Below are 14,974 nucleotides of genomic sequence, written 5' to 3'. Positions count from 1 at the left end.
TACGTGGGGGGCGGGGCGGTTAATCGTATGTTCAGACCTGTCGTCCGCCTGCCCATTTTCTGCACACGATCACGAATACACGGCCTCGGGCGATACCGTGGTGTCTCTATTTTTGCCTTTGTGTCGACCTGTTTTTGACCGAATTTGTCGTGACGCGTCATGATTCCCGCACGGAGGACTGATGCCGTACAATTCAAAAATCCATCGTCGACGTTCCATTCGGTTGCCGAATTATGATTATTCCAGACCTGGTGCGTATTTTGTGACCATCTGCGTGCAGGGCCGATCGTGCCTGTTTGGCGACGTGGTGGGCGGGGAAATGCGGTTGAACGATGCTGGTGTGATGTTGAATCGTTGGTATAATGAATTAATGCGCAAATTTGATGACATTGCCTGCGACGCCTGGGGGTGCATGCCGAACCATGTCCATTTCATCGTCATGAATACCGGCCCCGTAGGGGCGGACCTGCGTGTCCGCCCTGCCTTAAACACCCGTCCTGACATGGACGGATACGTGGTTTCGCAGAAAATGGGCGAACACGTAGGTTCGCCGAAAACGGGCGAACACGTGGTTTCGCCCCTACGGCGTGTGGTGCAATGGTTTAAAACGATGTCCAGCAATGAATATATTCGCGGCGTGAAACAACACGGGTGGCCACGGTTTTTCGGTCGGTTATGGCAACGCAATTATTGGGAACACATCGTGCGCGACGAACCGGAATTGAACCGCATCCGGGAATACATCGCCAGCAATCCCGTACGATGGGAAATGGATCGTTTGCATCCGGGCCAGGAATTGCGGGAAACTCGGGCCGTGTATGGAATTGGTCATCCGGCGGATGATGCGGATTGGATGAAATGACGCCCCCTCGCCCCGCCGTTATTCGCGACGCATTGTCCATGACCGGGCGGACACGCAGGTCCGCCCCTACGAACCGCCGTTTTTGGCGATGCGCACGATGCGCTGAATCTGACGGCACAGGCCCATGAGCTGGTGGTATTCGTTCAGCCGCGGGTTGACCCGGTTCAGCAGGCGCTTGATGGACAGCATGAAGTAGTCGGGGTTCTCGGGCTTCAAGTAGTCGATGTCGATGAGGGTTTCGCGCAGTTCCGTGAAGAGGATCTCGCGCTCTTCGTGGTTGATGTAGCGGTCCTTGGGCTGGCCGGCCGCCTTGAAGGGTTTGCCGAGGGCCTTCTTGAAGCACTCGTAGAGCACGACCATGACGGCCTGGCTCAGGTTCAGGGAGGTCAGGTTCTCCGTGGTGGGGATGGTCATGAGCTGGTTGCACTGATCCGTTTCGTCGTTGGTCAGCCCCCTGTCCTCGGGGCCGAAGACGATGGCCACCGTGCCGCCGGTGTTGCGCTGCTCGACGATGAGCGGCGCCGCTTCCTCCGGCGTGTGGATGGCCTTGCGCCAGCCCCCTGTCCTGGCCGTGGTGCCGTAGGAGAAGGAATACCGGGCCAGTGCCTCGGCCAGGGTGGCGTGGACGCGCACGTTGTCCAGCAGGTGCCGGGCGTGGTGCGTGGCCAGGGGCAGGGCCTTGTCGATGTTCCAGTTCCACGGGTCCACGAGCACGATCTGGCCGCAGCCCATGTTCATGCAGGCCCTGGCCACGGACCCGATGTTCTCGGGGTACTTGGGCCTGAAGAGGATGACGTCGATGTTGTCGAGCATGTTCATCAAATCCAGAGGTTGAGGGCGTTCAAAACCCGTTGTGGCAAGGCTCGAGCCGATTTTGAAGGGTGAAGTGCAGCCGACTGCATGAGCCTTTCAACATCGGTGAGCAACGAGGTCCGGAACGGGTTTGGGGCGGCCTCCTACACGTTGAAGAGGAAGTGGACCACGTCCCCGTCCTTCAGGACATATTCCTTGCCCTCGACCCTGAGCACCCCGGCGGCGCGGCATTTGGCCTCGGTGCCGTGCTTGACGTAGTCGTCGTAGGCGATGACCTCGGCCCGGATGAAGCCGCGCTCGAAGTCCGTGTGGATGACGCCCGCGCCTTGGGGGGCCTTGGTGCCCTGGCGGATGGTCCAGGCGCGCACTTCCTTGGGACCGGCCGTGAAGTAGGAGCACAGGCCGAGCATCTCGTAGCCCGTGCGGATGACCAGATCGAGGCCCGACTCGGTCACGCCGTAGGACGCCAGGAACTCCTGGGCCTCCTCGGGGCTGAGGCCCACCAGCTCCTCCTCGATGCGGGCCGAGATCTTCACGGAACGGGAGCCGCGGGCTTCGGCCAGGGCGCGCACCTGGCGCACGTAATCGTTGTCCTCGGCCAGCCCCTGCTCGTCCACGTTCATGCCGTAGATGACGGGCTTGAAGGTGATGAGCAGCAAATCCTTGCGCAGCTCGGCGCCGAGGTCGCTTTTTAGCTCTTCGAGTTCGGAGGCGGGTTTGCCGGCGTTGAGATGCGTGATGAGCCTTTGCAGCAGTTCGATCTGCACGCCCAGCTTCTTGTCGCCCTTGAGCTGCTTGGAGAGACGGTCGGCCTTGCGCTCGGCGGCCTGCAGGTCGGCCAGGATCAGTTCGGTGTCGATGATGTCGATGTCGCGGATGGGGTCGACCGTGCCGCTGACGTGGATGACGTCGTCGTTCTCGAAGCAGCGCACGACATGCAGGATGGCGTCGCATTCGCGGATGTTGGCCAGGAACTGGTTGCCCAGACCTTCGCCCTGGCTCGCGCCCTTGACCAGCCCGGCGATGTCGATGAAGTCCACCGTGGCCTGGATGATCTTCTGCGAGTTTACCAGCTCGACAAGCTTGGCCAGCCGCGGGTCCGGCACCGGGACGACGGCCTTGTTCGGCTCGATGGTGCAGAAGGGGTAGTTGGCGCTTTCGGCGTTCTGTGCCTTGGTCAGCGCGTTGAAGAGGGTGGACTTGCCCACGTTGGGCAGACCCACGATGCCGATGCTCAGTCCCATGATATCTCCTTCATGCCGCTCTCCTGTACGCATTTGCAGCGCGCGCCGGGTGCAACGCCGATGAGCGCAAACTCACCGCTTGCGATGCGCGGGGCGACGTCGACGGGAAACGGAATGGAATTATTGTGGTGTGCTCATGCGCCCGGCGGACGGACGCGAGGTGGCGAAGCCATAATATGATAGGCGGCGGGAGGCAAGGCGCGGTTTTGGGCCGGTTTTCGCCGTGACCTGGGGACTGGATTTGACTTTTGTCACGTGACGCATTACAGGGGCCCGCATGATCAAGTCGTTCGCGGACAAGCAGACCGAGCAGTTCTGGGTGAGCGGAAAGGCGGGACGACTGCCCCCTGACATCGCCCGCCGCGCTTTGCGAAAGCTCTCCGCTATCGACGCCGCATGTCAGGTCGAAGACCTGCGTGTTCCTCCCGGAAACCGCCTGCACCTGCTTGAAGGCGATCGAACCGGCCAACATTCGATCTCCGTCAACGATCAATGGCGCATCTGCTTCCGTTTTGCGGACGGTGACGCCTTTGATGTCGAGATCTGCGACTACCACTAAGGAGGTGTGCCTCATGAGCATTCCCAATAAGAGACCATTGCAACGCCGCCCTGTCCACCCCGGTGAGATCCTGCGCGATGAATTTATGACCGATTACGAGCTCACCGTCAGCGGGCTCGCTTCCGCCCTGGGAGTTTCCCGGCAGTCGATCAATGAGTTGCTGCGCGAGCGTCGCGCGGTCAGTCCCGAGATGGCTCTTCGGCTGGCAAAGTTCTTCGGCAACTCGGCTGATTTTTGGTTGAATTTGCAACGGGCCGTCGATCTCCATCAGGCGAAGCTGGCTCTTGCGGACGAAATGCGCAACATCAAACCGTTGCGTGTGGCCTGACGCGAATTATTGGATGATTCCTTCCTGCCTTGCCGACCTTTCTCTGACTTCCTTAAAGATTGGTGGGAAATCCCTCGCATCACGGCTGACTACTCTCGTCTAAGAATTTGAGCTTTCCCCCGAACGGGTATAAGCGGCCCCTATCACAACTTGCGAGGGGGATTTTCATGAACGAATGCCGCATCAACCCGTGCTGCCAGGACCTCAGTTCCTTCAAGGTCATGGACGTGCTGGAGCGGGCCTGCGCCCTGGAGAGCCAGGGGCGGGACGTCGTGCACCTGCAGATCGGCGAGCCCGACTTCGACACGCCCGAGTGCGTCAAGGACGCCGCCTGCAAGGCCATCCGCGACGGCCGCTGCCAATACACCCACTCCCTGGGCATCATCGAGCTGCGCGAGGCCATCTGCGCCCACTACCACGCCAAGTACGGCGTGGACGTCCATCCCGACCAGGTGCTCGTCACCTCGGGCACGTCGCCGTCCATGCTGCTGGTCTTCTCGCTCCTCTGCCGGCCAGGCGAACGGGTCCTGCTGTCGGACCCGAGCTACGCCTGCTACCCGAACTTCATCCGCTTCACCGGCGCCGTGCCGGACTTCGTGCCCGTGCGCGAGGCCGACGGCTTCCAGTTCCGCGTCGATCAGGTCAAGGCCCGCATGGGCGAGGACGTGCGCGGCATCCTGGTCAACTCCCCGTCCAACCCCACGGGCACGCTCGTCAGCCCCGAGGTCTACTGCGGGCTGGCCGAGCTGGGGGCGCCGCTTTTCTCCGACGAGATCTACCACGGCCTGGTCTACGAAGGGCAGGAGCACACGGCGCTGGAATTCACGGACAACTGCTTCGTCTTCAACGGCTTCTCCAAGCTCTACGCCATGACCGGCTGGCGCCTGGGCTACGTCATTGCGCCCAGGGTCTACATGAAGCGCCTGCAGACCATGCAGCAGAACTTCTTCCTGTGCACCAGCTCCATCGCCCAGTGGGCCGGCGTGGCCGCGCTGACGCAGGCGGGGCCGGACGTGGAGCGCATGAAGGCCGTCTACGACCAACGGCGCAGGTACATGATCGGGAGGCTCAGGGAGCTGGGCTTCGGCATCGAGGTCGAGCCGACGGGCGCGTTCTACGTCTTCGCCAACGCGAAGAAGTTCACGAACGACTCCATGCAGTTCACCTTCGACCTGCTGGAGAAGGCCGGCGTTGGCGTGGCGCCCGGCGTGGACTTCGGTCCCGGCGGCGAGGGCTACATCCGCTTTTCCTACGCCAACTCCATCGAGAACATCGAGGAGGGCATGCGCCGTCTCGAAAAATATCTGGGAGGCCTCAAATGAACATGGTCGAAGTGGCCCTGAACCGGCCGTGCTGCTCGGGCTGCCTGGCCTGCGTGGAGCTGGCCCCGGAGATTTTCGCCTACGACGAGGCCGCCCACGTGGCCGTGATCCTCAAGAACCCCTGCGAGGAAGACCTGGCCCGCAAGGCCGCGTCCTACTGCCCGGACGACTGCATAGAGGTCATAGAATAGTGGACATTGGAAAATGAACACAAAAGGGGCGCCCCGCATGGAGCGCCCCTTTTCGTTGCAGGATATGACTCGCTTAGGCAGCGCTGCGAGGGTTGACTTCGCTTTCCAATTTTTCCCCAAGATTTTGAGCTGCAACCTCAAGCTCATAGTGCGATTGCAGGTTCATCCACGACTGAGGATCCACGCCGAAATAGCGGCCGAGCCTTAGCGCCGTGTCCGCGCTGATGGCTCTTTTCCCGTGCACGATCTCGTTGATGCGGCGGGGAGGAACGCTGATGGCCTTGGCCAGCGCGTACTGGGTAATGGCCAGGGGCTTCATGAAATCCTCGAGCAGAATTTCTCCGGGATGGATGGGGCCTGGAATCAGGTTCTTCATGGTGTTGTGCTCCATTAGTGGTAATCCACGATTTCCACATCGTGCGCATTGCCGTCACGCCATGTGAAACAGATGCGCCATTGTTCGTTGATGCGTATGCTGTGTTGTCCGGAGCGGTCTCCAGACAGGCTTTCGAGCCGATTGCCTGGTGGCACGCGAAGAAAATTCAAGTCAACCGCCGCATGCAGTTGCAGCAGTTTGCGCAAGGAAACTCGTTGAATGTCCGGGGGAATTTTTCGCGAAGTTCGCTCACGGAAGAGTCTGTCGGTTTCCTTGCAAGCAAATGAGATGATCATGAAGTGCTAATAACGCGTCGCGTTCATATTGGCAACTCCGCTTGACTGCGTGGTGAATCTTCTTACTGAGAAATTTTATTATTTATTGTCAAAACATACCGGAGGCAGTCATGACCGCCATTTCCAACGATACCCTGGCCAACATCCTGTTCCGCCTGCACTGGGAAGAGCACGGGGTGCGCCATGAAGACAGTTTTTATGCCCAGAACGTGAACCTGTGGCGCGATGTATTTCCTGCGGGGCTGGAGAAGGAAATCCTCGGCCTGGAGGAAGGGGGATCCCGGCATGTGGACCTGAAGCCTGGAGTTCATGTGCCGGTGCGGGACATGCGCAAGGTCGTGACCGTGCCGCGAAAGGCCTTCAAGGTTGCGCCGGACCTTCCCCCCATTGTCCCGGCCCAGGGCCGTTTCTACCCGCAGGGCTTGCTGCGCGGCCTGCCCGGCATCTATCCGCAGAACATCCAGCCGTTTCGGGTCATCAATACAGGCGAGGACACGCTGACCGTCGATCTGAACCATCCCCTGGCCGATGTGCAGGCGCGGCTCGAAATTACGCCGCTGGCCGTCTGGACCAAGCAGGCGGAGTTCGGCGGGCAGTGCCAGGACTGGATCTGCGCCCTGACCGATGGGCCGGGGCTCAAGCGCAAGGCGGACAGGGGGACGGATTTCGGCCTGGCCGCGCCGCTGGAAAAGCCGTTGGGGGAGGGCGACGCCGCGTTCTACGCCACGCCGCGCAAGGTCGCCCATGTGGACAGCCAGGCGCGCGAGAACATTACCAAGGTCTATGCGCGCCTTTTGCCCGGCAGGAAGCGCATACTGGACCTCATGGCCGGCTGGCAGTCCCATCTGCCGGAAGGCGTCACGGCCACGGGCCTGGGTATGAACGCGGAGGAGATGGGCGAGAATCCGGCCCTGTCGTCCCACGTGGTACACGACCTGAACGCCGACCCGGTCCTGCCGTTCGCGGACCGCGCTTTCGACGCCGTGATCTGCAGCCTGTCCGTGGAATACCTGACCCGGCCCGTGGAGGTCTTCCGCGAGATCGCGCGGGTGCTGGAACCCGGAGGGCTGTGCGCCGTGGTCTTCTCCCACCGCTGGTTCCCGGATCAGGCCGTACGGATTTGGACCGAACTGCACGAGTTCGAGCGGGTTGGGCTGGTCACGGAATATTTTCGAAAGAGCGGCCTCTTCAAGGATTTGTCCACATTGTCCGAGCGCGGCTGGCCCCGGCCCATGGACGCACGGGACCGCTACTATCCCATGATCCAGCATTCGGACCCGGTGCACGCGGTCTGGGGCGCCGCGGGCTGACGGCCGCATCCCTGCTGCCCGAAAAAGGTGACGGCCGCTCCTGTGCGGGGCGGCCGTCGTGTCGAGGGTTGGATTATTCCATGTCCGAGAGACGTTTCTGGATGGCGTCCAGTTGGGCCTGCAGTGCCTCGGCCTGGTTTTTCAGAGCCTGTTTCTCCATGGTCGGGTCAAGCCCGGCGCGGGGGGCGAAGCGGCCCTGGTAGCCGGCCCCAAAGAAACGGTTCCTGCAGCCCCGGCCGCCGCCGAAACCCATCCCGCGGCCGTACCCGTAGCCGGCATTGCCCGGCATTGCCGCGCCGGAGCAGTATCCGGCTCCCCTGCCTGTCATGGCGCCCATTCCCATGGGTCCCGTTCCGTCACCAGCTGGCATGACGATCCTCCTTCCCGCGGTCGCGCGGGAGCGGTTGTGTGGAAAAATGTCATCCTTCCTTGGAGTCGGGGCGCATGTGCCTGTTCACGGCCTCGTGCAGCGATGTCACGGCCAGGAAGGCGCAATGGTGGTGGTCCTCCGGAATCTGCCCGGCCCGGGCCAAAACCTCTTCGCCGGTGATGTCGAGGATCTCCTCGGCTGTTTTGCCCACGGCCATCTCGGCGGCTATGGACCCACAGACCACGCTCGGCCCGCAACCGTCCGTCTCGAAGGACGCGGCGCCGACCCGCTCGCCGTCGAACTTGAGGAAGATGGCCATTGAGTCGCCGCAGGGCCCCCGAAGTTCCGCCGCGCCGTCGGCGTTCGCAAGGGCGCCCCGGTTGGGCGGATCGATCCAGCGCTGAAAGGCCTCCTCGCCCCATGCCTCCCTGGTGTCCTCGTTGATGGTCTCCTGCAGGACCGCGACGATGCGGTCGAAATCATCACCCATGTGCGAAGCTCCTCGTGTTCTTATGTGAAAATGTCGGGACGATAGCCCTTGGGCAGGTGCGCCGTGCCCAGCACGCAGGGAATCCCCGCCGCGCGGGCCGCGCCCCCGGCCAACCGGGCAGCGTCCGGGCACAGCCCGTCGCCTTCGACCCAGCCGTCTTTGTCCTTGTGGGCGAACATGCACGTGCAGAAATGGATCTGTTCGGCCCCCTTGCTCTTCAGAATCCTGGCCATGTCCGCCACGCCGTCCCCAGGGCAGCGGCAGGTGAAAACCCCCACCAATTCGTGCCCATCCCCGTCCTGAAAGCCTTCGCGGCCCTGGTCCAGGGCCTTGAGGCACGAGGTCAGGGGGCATCGTGTTTCGTTTTTTTCGCAGCGGATAATGCCGATCTGTTTCATGTTTTCTCCGTGGAAAGATGTGCTGTGCCCGGCCAGTTTCAGATGGCGGCCATGCTTGGAAGGGCTGAAGCAACAGCAATGCCATTGCCGAAATATGGGCGGTTATCTTTCAACTAACCGGCATAACAGATAAATTATTTCAGGAAGCGCAGCGGCATCAAGGCAGGGACGCATTATCGCAACCCTCGGGACCGCCAGGGTTGCGGCACTGCAGTGCTCAACCTGCCCATGCAAAAATTAGGGGCGCATGCAAAATTTGATGGGTGACCCCTGATTTTCGTGGCCCATGATGTACGCGAATGGGTCGTATCGCATGGGCAGATCCGCGTGTCTGTTCATTTTCCATACGGCCACCCGTGCGGTTTGTAGTGCGAATTTTTTTTTTTCGCCTCGTCCTAATAATGGTAACAAAGCTGGGCGATGAACAGAACCTCGTCCGTGGTCTTGTAGACGAAGCGGTGTTCGTCGTTGATCCTTCGGGACCAGTACCCTTTGAGAGCGTGCTTGAGGGACTCGGGCTTGCCGATGCCGGTGAACGGCTGGCGGGAGGCTTCGCGGATGAGCTGGTTGATCCGGGCCAAGGTCTTTGTGTCTGTCTTCTGCCAGTAAAGGTAATCCTCCCAGGCGGTTTCGGAGAAGACGAGTTTCATTCCGCCAAAGCTCTTTCCAGGCCCTGGCCGGATTCGAGTTCGGAGATGGCCTTGAGCAAGCGCATCGCGTTTTTTGGGCTGCGCAGGAGATAGGCCGTTTCTTCCAGGGCTTCGTAATCCTCCAGGGACATCATGACCACCGACTGGTCCTTGCCCCGGGTGATGATGATCGGTGCGTGGTCCTCGCAGACTTGGGTCATGGTCTGGGCCAGATTGGCGCGGGCATTGGTATAGGTGATGGCGTTCATTGGTTGTCTCCGTATGTACAATATTCTGTACATAATTCGTGCGGAGATGACAAGGGTCGGGGCGAATGATTTTTCGCCCCGACAACTGTGGACGTTTTGACTGCGTGACGTCCAGCGTAAGTCTGGGGGGCGTGGTCAGAGCGTAGCAGTGCGGGATGCGAGCAGCGCCTTGGCGCAGCCGCTGGCCATGATTGTGGCGCAGCCTGCCAGTTGCAGGGCAGACAGGTTTTCCCCGAAGATGGTCCAGCCGAAGAAGACCACGGCCAGGGGTTCGAAATAGGCCAGGGTGCCGAAGGTGGCGGCGGGCAGGCGGCTGAGGGCCGCCACGGCGAAGGTGATGGCCAGGAAGCCGGGGATCAGGCCCGTGGCCAGGAGCCATAGGCCGTTTCCGGGGGTGATTTCGGGCCGGGAGTGCAGGAAGAAGGGCAGCATGACCAGGGCCCCGGTCAGGAGTTGGTAAAAGGCGCGGGTCATGACCGGAACGTGGGGGCGGATGCGACGGTTCATGAGGATGAAGCCCGCGTAGCAGAGCATGGCCAGGGTCGCCAGGCCAAGGCCCGCGGCATGGTTGGAGCCGTCCGCGAAATCGAGCCGGAATTCCATCATGGCCGCGAAGCCGAGCATGGCCAGGCCGATGAGAATCCAGCCCGCGGGATTCAGCCGCTCCCCCATGAAGAAGTGCGCGAAGACCGAAGCCGCTACCGGGGCCAGATAGACGAGCATGATGGCGTTGGCCATGGAGGTCAGGTTCATGGCCTGCACGTAGAAGATGATGAACCCGGCCAGGAGCGCGCCGTTGGCGATCACGGGCCAGGTCGGCCAGCGTCTGAGCGTCACGGCCTGACGGGTGGCCAGGAGAAAAATGGCCAGGAACCCCGCACCGAGCAGGAGGCGGAAAAAGGTGACGGTTTCGGCGGGCAGGCCGGTGATTCTGGAGAAGACGCCGATGGTGCCCATGAACAGGGCCGAGAGGATGGCCAGGGCGATGCCGGTTGTGTCCAAAGGGAAATTTCTCCGTTGCGCAAAAGGAAAGGACCGGAACGCATGCGCGCGCCGGTCCTTTTTCTATTCGAGGATGTTGACCGTGGCCGGGCCCCGTTTGACGGGACGGTGGTACTGGACGTCGGGCCTGCCGAAGAGCATCGCGTAGCCGATGGCGTGATCGGCCGGGATGCGCAGGGTTTCGCGCAGCTGTGGGCAGATGGCCAGGGCCATCATGAACATGCCGTCCCACAGGGTGCCAAGGCCATGGGAGCTGGCCAGGAGCTCGAAGGTGGTCAGGGCGATGTGCGCGTCCTGCACCGCGCAGGGCACGCCGGGCGGGGTGCTCGTCAGCAGCATGTGCGGCGCGCCGCGGAAGATGGCGTCCTTGCCTGCGGTCCTCCAGGCCTTAACGGCGAAGCCCAGGTACTGCGAGACGATGCCCTCGGGCAGCCTGCCCGCGTCGGCCAGCGCCCCAAGGCGGTCCAGGGTCTCGCGGCGAAGCTGGTCCATGAAGGCCTTGTCCCGGACCACCGTGAACACGACGCCTTGGGCGTTGACCCCGCTCGGCGCGTGGCAGGTGGTGTTGACGAGCTCGTCGATGAGGGCCGCGGGGACGTTTTCGTCCCTGTAGCGCCGTACGGAGCGACGCCACTTGATCAGGTCGGTCATCTGCGCCGGGGACGGCAGGTCTTTCGCCGGTTCGCTCCCTTCGGGCGTCAGGCCGAGGATGGACACGGCCCCCGTCGGGCAGACCGTGTAGCAGTGCTGGCAGCGGTAGCAGCGGCCCTCGTCGGTCATTGCGGGGAATTCGTCCATGGCGATGATGCCGGCCGGACAGTCCGCCGCGCATTCGCCGCACTGGATGCATTTGTCCTTGTCGATGTTAAAGTCGATCATCGGCGTCCCTCTTATCAGGCCGTTGAAAAATGGCGATCTGCTGCGTCAGCGGAAAAAGCCAGACCGCTTATGTATGCACAATACACTGCGCGTCCTGGCTTTTTCCGCTTCCTTGCATCTCACCATTTTTGAACGGCCTGCGAATTTTGAATTTTTCAACAGTCAGTTATTCGCTGACGCTTTCCAGGGCCGGAAAGCTGTCCAGATGCGGTTTGATCGCCGCTCCCAGCCAGGCGATGGTCTGCCCCAGATTCTTCATGTTGCCAAGCCCTTCGGCGTCGCCCTCGACCTCGCCCTTGTCGCGGCCGTAGCCCATGTTCCAGTAGACCGAGCCGGGGATGAGCATCTGGTTCATGAGGAACATGTGGTTGATGGTGTCGTAGACGTGGGTCGCGCCGCCGCGCCGCACGGCCACCACGGCCGCGCCGATCTTGCCCTTGAAGGCCCGGCCGTTGGCCAGGGCCACGAGGCCCGCGCGGTCAAGCAACGCCTTCATCTCGGCCGAGACGTCGGTGAAGTAGGTGGGGGAGCCGAAGATCAGGGCGTCGGCCCGCAGGAGCTTCTCCATGACCGGGTTGAAGACGTCGTTCTTCATGGCGCAGCGGCCGTCCATGTTCTCGAAGCATTTGTAGCAGGCCTGGCAGCCGCGGATCTTTTGTCCGCCGACCTGGACCAGCTCCGTCTCCCACCCGGCCGATGCCAGGGGCTCCAGAACCCTGTTCAGAAGAATTTCGGTGTTGCCGCCCTTGCGTGGGCTGCCGTTGACTGCGATCGCGTACATATTTCGTCCTCCATGTTGGGATTGACTGCGTGTTTCGGGCCAAGCTAGAGCACATATCGACGTTTTTGAAAAGTATTGTCTTGAATGTCTGGTACGTACACGGAGTATAGTAATGAGCAACGACCGACCTGCGCCCTGCAAGATCAAGGAGATAGGCGGAAAGCGCTACCGCTGCTATTTTGAGCTGACCCTGTCCGTCATCGGCGGGAAATGGAAGCCCATCATCCTCTACCACCTCTCCCTGGCCGACGCCGTGCGCTTCGGGGAGCTCCGGCGGGGCATGCCCGACGTGACCGAGCGCATGCTGACGCGCCAACTGCGCGAACTGGAGGCCGACGGCCTGGTGCACCGCGAAGTCTACCGCGAAGTGCCGCCCCGGGTCGAGTATTCCCTGACGGCCATGGGCGCGAGCCTGATCCCGATTCTCAAGCAGATGCAGGCCTGGGGGGTGGAATACGAGGAGTTTCTTGGCGGGGAAGGGCGTTTCGGGGAGGAAGGTTATGAGCGTCCACCGCTCGCGGATACGTCTGTCTGCACGGCGGCAGGGGCGGAGTGACAGAAGGCGTGCGGAAGGTGGCGCCGCCTCGTTGTCGAGGAGTCGGCTGACGCGGGAGCCCGGATTAGCCCCCGATCCCCTTGGCTCACGTCAAAGCCTGGCCTGCACGCCGCCCAAGTACTCGCCTGACGGGGCGATAATGTTGTCGCCGGCCTTGATGGCCAGTTCCGAGCCGGCCTCGGCAGCGAGCTTGTGTCAGGACGACGAGTTGATGTCGCGGTCTACCGGACAGGTCCGGCCTGTATTCTCTGTTTGTCAGTTGCCGCCCAGCCTGTCCCTGTTCAGAGGAATCGGCGGAAAGTCGGCTCCTGGTAGCCATTTCACGTCGGAATAGATGACGAAGTCGCCACCTTTGCCGTGCTTCTCTCGCTACTGCCGAAAATGGTGGTTAAAAACATGGAACACGGGTTTGTTCAGTTTGAGGATTTGCGTGCCGACCGCGGACGTTGCTGCCGACAGACGTGAGAGCATCTCGGCTTTTCCCAACGCCTTGGTTTTGGTCCAGGCGCCGAGAAACGGAGTGCCCTCAAACTCATATCGATCCTTCAGATACAGCCCAACGTTCTCGATGATGAACAATTCTCCAATTTTGCCACGATGCACATGACCGACAACGGCCATCTGCACCATCCCTCTCCCGATTGCCCCGTAAAAATCGTCGATAGTATCCGTAAGTTTGCCGCAAGGTACTGTCTGGATCTGGCATGTCGCGTTCAGTTCGCGGGCCGTCATGGATGTATTGCCAAGTTTTGGCAATTTCGTTGGCCATCCGCAGCGGCGCAGTTTTTCTTCAAGAACCAGTGTTGACCTCTCTGTTGAATAGTGATTGATTATTGTTTCATATGCTTCCGCGAAGCGATCAAATTGAAGGGCCCAATCCATGGTCACAATCTCATCGTCGTAATGTTCCGGTTGCATGGAGAACGGATAATCATCATATGTTGTTATCAAATCTTCATGCAGCACGAAGGCGTCTCCTTGAAACCATCGCTCCATGAGCTTCGGCGCGACGACCCATCCCATATTGCGCATCACTCCCGGCAAATCGCTCAGTTTCAACATGTCAATTTCGACTTTCTTGCCTTGCGTAATGTACGCAGGACTCAATTTTGATTCGAAAGACAGTGTGCTCTGGATTTTCACTGGATTCTTTTCTTCTTGATACCGCATCACTCCTCCAACTCCAGTCGTTGTGTTTCAAAGCAAAAATTAAATATTGTTGGTCGCATTTCATGCTGAAACCATGTTGTACCGCAATCAAAACCATCATAAACAGGGCTTTCGTATATATATTTATCATTTTTTTTGTCATAAACCTTCGCATATCTGCCATAATGATCATATTTTGTTATCAGTGTTATAAATTCATTGAGCTTATAAAATTCAACTCTGTATCTACCTTTTGGGCTAATTCGTTCATAATTAATTTTTCTTGATCCTAATTTGTAAAAACTGTCGAAATAAAAATCAAAATTAAATAAAATGTGAGCAATAATTATAAGAAAAACAATTTTGTTGTTACTAAAATATTTTGTCATAATATTTCTATTCATTATTTACGTTACGTATGGGTCGATAAAGCAATTTAAATTCAGCGTAATATTTTTCGAAACATCATCAATTTCCACATGCGTATCGCCCTCACCATTCGTCGTTCCTTGGACGATTCCCCCGCTCTCCAGTTCCATTTCGTAGGCGACATCAACCACGGGCCGGCCGTTGCTTTCCAGAATGAAATGTTCCGTGAATTTGTCGACATGCTCCGGGACAATGGGCAGCAGCGGCCTCGCTCCCGACCCCACGCCCGGACTCCCTTCCGAGTTGATTTTGATCTTGGCTCCCCCAACGTACACGCCCGAAGGGTCGATCTTGATAAAGCCTGAGCCGGCCTTGATGGTCAGTTCCGAACCGGCCTCGACGACGATCTTGCGGCCCGCCGCCACGTGGGTCTCCCGGCCCGTGGCCACGAGCCATTTGTCGCCGATCCGGCAATGGCTGCTGCCACGGACCGTCAGGTGGTCGTTCGACAGGAGTTCGACCTTGCGGTCCCGGTGGACCGTCTGCTGGTCTTCGCCCTTCACCAGGGAATAGGAGAAATTGTCGATGGTGCGGTGCTGGTCGTGGAGGATGTGCTCCTTCCAGTCGTTCTTCACGTAGACGTTCACGTCCTTCTCGGCATGGACGTAGATCTCCTCCTGTCCCTTCCTGTCCTCCACGCGCAGTTCGTTGAACCCGCGCGGTTCGCCTTGGGTCCCCGGCGTGGACATGGATTTGAAGACCGTGCGCGTCTTGTGCTCGG

General features: G+C 60.1%; 20 protein-coding genes and 1 pseudogene. 7 read left to right on the top strand and 14 right to left on the bottom strand.

What is annotated here, in order from left to right; all coding sequences use genetic code 11:
- Nucleotides 1-181 precede the first annotated feature (181 nt).
- Entirely contained in the window at nucleotides 182-862 is a 681-nt protein-coding gene (locus ACYQ3G_RS01580; RefSeq protein WP_459821746.1) for a transposase, read from the top strand.
- A 66-nt stretch (nucleotides 863-928) separates the two neighbouring features.
- On the opposite strand, the gene ACYQ3G_RS01575 is transcribed toward ACYQ3G_RS01580, so the two are convergent.
- Together ACYQ3G_RS01575 and ychF are read right to left on the bottom strand one after the other, a co-directional pair.
- Nucleotides 929-1,675, bottom strand: coding sequence for an RNA methyltransferase (locus ACYQ3G_RS01575; RefSeq protein WP_459821744.1), 747 nt, complete (start codon nucleotides 1,673-1,675; stop codon nucleotides 929-931).
- 143 nt (nucleotides 1,676-1,818) lie between these two features.
- On the bottom strand, nucleotides 1,819-2,919 hold the full coding sequence (gene ychF / locus ACYQ3G_RS01570) for a redox-regulated ATPase YchF (protein ID WP_459821742.1): 1,101 nt from the start codon (nucleotides 2,917-2,919) through the stop codon (nucleotides 1,819-1,821).
- Nucleotides 2,920-3,196: 277 nt separating this feature from the next.
- Here ychF and ACYQ3G_RS01565 point away from each other — a divergent pair, with 277 nt between their 5' ends.
- The 4 genes from ACYQ3G_RS01565 to ACYQ3G_RS01550 all read left to right on the top strand — a co-directional run bounded on the left by ACYQ3G_RS01565 (nucleotide 3,197) and on the right by ACYQ3G_RS01550 (nucleotide 5,319).
- Nucleotides 3,197-3,478 (top strand): type II toxin-antitoxin system RelE/ParE family toxin, encoded by a 282-nt coding sequence (locus tag ACYQ3G_RS01565; protein ID WP_459821740.1) that lies wholly within the window; start codon nucleotides 3,197-3,199, stop codon nucleotides 3,476-3,478.
- A 13-nt stretch (nucleotides 3,479-3,491) separates the two neighbouring features.
- Nucleotides 3,492-3,806, top strand: coding sequence for a HigA family addiction module antitoxin (locus ACYQ3G_RS01560; RefSeq protein WP_459821738.1), 315 nt, complete (start codon nucleotides 3,492-3,494; stop codon nucleotides 3,804-3,806).
- Between the two features lie 167 nt (nucleotides 3,807-3,973).
- Complete coding sequence (locus tag ACYQ3G_RS01555) at nucleotides 3,974-5,128, top strand: pyridoxal phosphate-dependent aminotransferase (protein WP_459821736.1); 1,155 nt, start codon at nucleotides 3,974-3,976, stop codon at nucleotides 5,126-5,128.
- Nucleotides 5,125-5,319 carry a ferredoxin gene (locus tag ACYQ3G_RS01550; protein ID WP_459821734.1) on the top strand — a complete coding sequence of 65 codons (195 nt, stop codon included), beginning with the start codon at nucleotides 5,125-5,127 and terminating at the stop codon, nucleotides 5,317-5,319. Before ACYQ3G_RS01555 ends, ACYQ3G_RS01550 begins: the two co-directional genes overlap by 4 nt.
- A 73-nt stretch (nucleotides 5,320-5,392) precedes the next feature.
- Here ACYQ3G_RS01550 and ACYQ3G_RS01545 read toward each other — a convergent pair whose 3' ends face one another.
- Nucleotides 5,393-5,695, bottom strand: coding sequence for a HigA family addiction module antitoxin (locus tag ACYQ3G_RS01545; RefSeq protein WP_459821732.1), 303 nt, complete (start codon nucleotides 5,693-5,695; stop codon nucleotides 5,393-5,395).
- 14 nt (nucleotides 5,696-5,709) lie between these two features.
- Nucleotides 5,710-5,991, bottom strand: a complete 282-nt coding sequence (locus ACYQ3G_RS01540) for a type II toxin-antitoxin system RelE/ParE family toxin (RefSeq protein ID WP_459821730.1) — start codon at nucleotides 5,989-5,991, stop codon at nucleotides 5,710-5,712.
- 110 nt (nucleotides 5,992-6,101) lie between these two features.
- Here ACYQ3G_RS01540 and ACYQ3G_RS01535 point away from each other — a divergent pair, with 110 nt between their 5' ends.
- On the top strand, nucleotides 6,102-7,301 hold the full coding sequence (locus ACYQ3G_RS01535; protein ID WP_459821728.1) for a methyltransferase domain-containing protein: 1,200 nt from the start codon (nucleotides 6,102-6,104) through the stop codon (nucleotides 7,299-7,301).
- 73 nt (nucleotides 7,302-7,374) lie between these two features.
- Here ACYQ3G_RS01535 and ACYQ3G_RS01530 read toward each other — a convergent pair whose 3' ends face one another.
- The 8 genes from ACYQ3G_RS01530 to ACYQ3G_RS01495 all read right to left on the bottom strand — a co-directional run bounded on the left by ACYQ3G_RS01530 (nucleotide 7,375) and on the right by ACYQ3G_RS01495 (nucleotide 12,119).
- Complete coding sequence (locus ACYQ3G_RS01530) at nucleotides 7,375-7,671, bottom strand: DUF5320 domain-containing protein (protein ID WP_028577575.1); 297 nt, start codon at nucleotides 7,669-7,671, stop codon at nucleotides 7,375-7,377.
- A gap of 49 nt (nucleotides 7,672-7,720) precedes the next feature.
- A complete protein-coding gene (locus ACYQ3G_RS01525) occupies nucleotides 7,721-8,161 on the bottom strand; it encodes an iron-sulfur cluster assembly scaffold protein (protein ID WP_459821726.1) in 441 nt (146 codons plus the stop codon).
- Between the two features lie 20 nt (nucleotides 8,162-8,181).
- Entirely contained in the window at nucleotides 8,182-8,559 is a 378-nt protein-coding gene (locus ACYQ3G_RS01520) for a CGGC domain-containing protein (RefSeq protein ID WP_459821724.1), read from the bottom strand.
- 395 nt (nucleotides 8,560-8,954) lie between these two features.
- Nucleotides 8,955-9,209 (bottom strand): Txe/YoeB family addiction module toxin, encoded by a 255-nt coding sequence (locus tag ACYQ3G_RS01515; protein ID WP_459821722.1) that lies wholly within the window; start codon nucleotides 9,207-9,209, stop codon nucleotides 8,955-8,957.
- Nucleotides 9,206-9,457 (bottom strand): type II toxin-antitoxin system prevent-host-death family antitoxin, encoded by a 252-nt coding sequence (locus ACYQ3G_RS01510; RefSeq protein ID WP_459821720.1) that lies wholly within the window; start codon nucleotides 9,455-9,457, stop codon nucleotides 9,206-9,208. Before ACYQ3G_RS01510 ends, ACYQ3G_RS01515 begins: the two co-directional genes overlap by 4 nt.
- Nucleotides 9,458-9,592: 135 nt before the next feature.
- On the bottom strand, nucleotides 9,593-10,459 hold the full coding sequence (locus tag ACYQ3G_RS01505) for a DMT family transporter (RefSeq protein ID WP_459821718.1): 867 nt from the start codon (nucleotides 10,457-10,459) through the stop codon (nucleotides 9,593-9,595).
- Between the two features lie 63 nt (nucleotides 10,460-10,522).
- A complete protein-coding gene (locus ACYQ3G_RS01500; protein WP_459821716.1) occupies nucleotides 10,523-11,338 on the bottom strand; it encodes a nitroreductase family protein in 816 nt (271 codons plus the stop codon).
- Nucleotides 11,339-11,504: 166 nt separating this feature from the next.
- On the bottom strand, nucleotides 11,505-12,119 hold the full coding sequence (locus ACYQ3G_RS01495; RefSeq protein ID WP_459821714.1) for a flavodoxin family protein: 615 nt from the start codon (nucleotides 12,117-12,119) through the stop codon (nucleotides 11,505-11,507).
- Between the two features lie 112 nt (nucleotides 12,120-12,231).
- Between ACYQ3G_RS01495 and ACYQ3G_RS01490 the strand changes: the two genes are divergently transcribed.
- Complete coding sequence (locus ACYQ3G_RS01490; protein ID WP_459821712.1) at nucleotides 12,232-12,675, top strand: winged helix-turn-helix transcriptional regulator; 444 nt, start codon at nucleotides 12,232-12,234, stop codon at nucleotides 12,673-12,675.
- 255 nt (nucleotides 12,676-12,930) lie between these two features.
- Here the strand turns inward: ACYQ3G_RS01490 and ACYQ3G_RS01485 are convergent.
- A pseudogene (locus tag ACYQ3G_RS01485) lies at nucleotides 12,931-13,737 on the bottom strand (DUF6402 family protein).
- Between the two features lie 494 nt (nucleotides 13,738-14,231).
- Entirely contained in the window at nucleotides 14,232-14,942 is a 711-nt protein-coding gene (locus ACYQ3G_RS01480) for a bacteriophage T4 gp5 trimerization domain-containing protein (RefSeq protein WP_459821710.1), read from the bottom strand.
- Between the last annotated feature and the right edge of the window lie 32 nt (nucleotides 14,943-14,974).

The organism is Desulfomicrobium salsuginis, assembly GCF_054657795.1.
The sequence above is the reverse complement of the archived record's forward strand: the minus strand, read 5'-3'. Positions and strand labels throughout refer to the sequence as shown.

Bases quoted from the DNA above. Each gene is read 5' to 3' on its own strand.
- ACYQ3G_RS01500 (WP_459821716.1), bottom strand. From the start codon at position 11,338: ATGATCGACTTTAACATCGACAAGGACAAATGCATCCAGTGCGGCGAA.
- ACYQ3G_RS01525 (WP_459821726.1), bottom strand. From the start codon at position 8,161: ATGGGTGATGATTTCGACCGCATCGTCGCGGTCCTGCAGGAGACCATC.
- ACYQ3G_RS01550 (WP_459821734.1), top strand. From the start codon at position 5,125: ATGAACATGGTCGAAGTGGCCCTGAACCGGCCGTGCTGCTCGGGCTGC.
- ACYQ3G_RS01555 (WP_459821736.1), top strand. From the start codon at position 3,974: ATGAACGAATGCCGCATCAACCCGTGCTGCCAGGACCTCAGTTCCTTC.
- ACYQ3G_RS01535 (WP_459821728.1), top strand. From the start codon at position 6,102: ATGACCGCCATTTCCAACGATACCCTGGCCAACATCCTGTTCCGCCTG.
- ACYQ3G_RS01580 (WP_459821746.1), top strand. From the start codon at position 182: ATGCCGTACAATTCAAAAATCCATCGTCGACGTTCCATTCGGTTGCCG.
- ACYQ3G_RS01565 (WP_459821740.1), top strand. From the start codon at position 3,197: ATGATCAAGTCGTTCGCGGACAAGCAGACCGAGCAGTTCTGGGTGAGC.
- ychF (WP_459821742.1), bottom strand. From the start codon at position 2,919: ATGGGACTGAGCATCGGCATCGTGGGTCTGCCCAACGTGGGCAAGTCC.
- ACYQ3G_RS01520 (WP_459821724.1), bottom strand. From the start codon at position 8,559: ATGAAACAGATCGGCATTATCCGCTGCGAAAAAAACGAAACACGATGC.
- ACYQ3G_RS01510 (WP_459821720.1), bottom strand. From the start codon at position 9,457: ATGAACGCCATCACCTATACCAATGCCCGCGCCAATCTGGCCCAGACC.
- ACYQ3G_RS01540 (WP_459821730.1), bottom strand. From the start codon at position 5,991: ATGATCATCTCATTTGCTTGCAAGGAAACCGACAGACTCTTCCGTGAG.
- ACYQ3G_RS01495 (WP_459821714.1), bottom strand. From the start codon at position 12,119: ATGTACGCGATCGCAGTCAACGGCAGCCCACGCAAGGGCGGCAACACC.
- ACYQ3G_RS01515 (WP_459821722.1), bottom strand. From the start codon at position 9,209: ATGAAACTCGTCTTCTCCGAAACCGCCTGGGAGGATTACCTTTACTGG.
- ACYQ3G_RS01480 (WP_459821710.1), bottom strand. From the start codon at position 14,942: ATGTCCACGCCGGGGACCCAAGGCGAACCGCGCGGGTTCAACGAACTG.
- ACYQ3G_RS01530 (WP_028577575.1), bottom strand. From the start codon at position 7,671: ATGCCAGCTGGTGACGGAACGGGACCCATGGGAATGGGCGCCATGACA.
- ACYQ3G_RS01545 (WP_459821732.1), bottom strand. From the start codon at position 5,695: ATGAAGAACCTGATTCCAGGCCCCATCCATCCCGGAGAAATTCTGCTC.
- ACYQ3G_RS01490 (WP_459821712.1), top strand. From the start codon at position 12,232: ATGAGCAACGACCGACCTGCGCCCTGCAAGATCAAGGAGATAGGCGGA.
- ACYQ3G_RS01575 (WP_459821744.1), bottom strand. From the start codon at position 1,675: ATGCTCGACAACATCGACGTCATCCTCTTCAGGCCCAAGTACCCCGAG.
- ACYQ3G_RS01560 (WP_459821738.1), top strand. From the start codon at position 3,492: ATGAGCATTCCCAATAAGAGACCATTGCAACGCCGCCCTGTCCACCCC.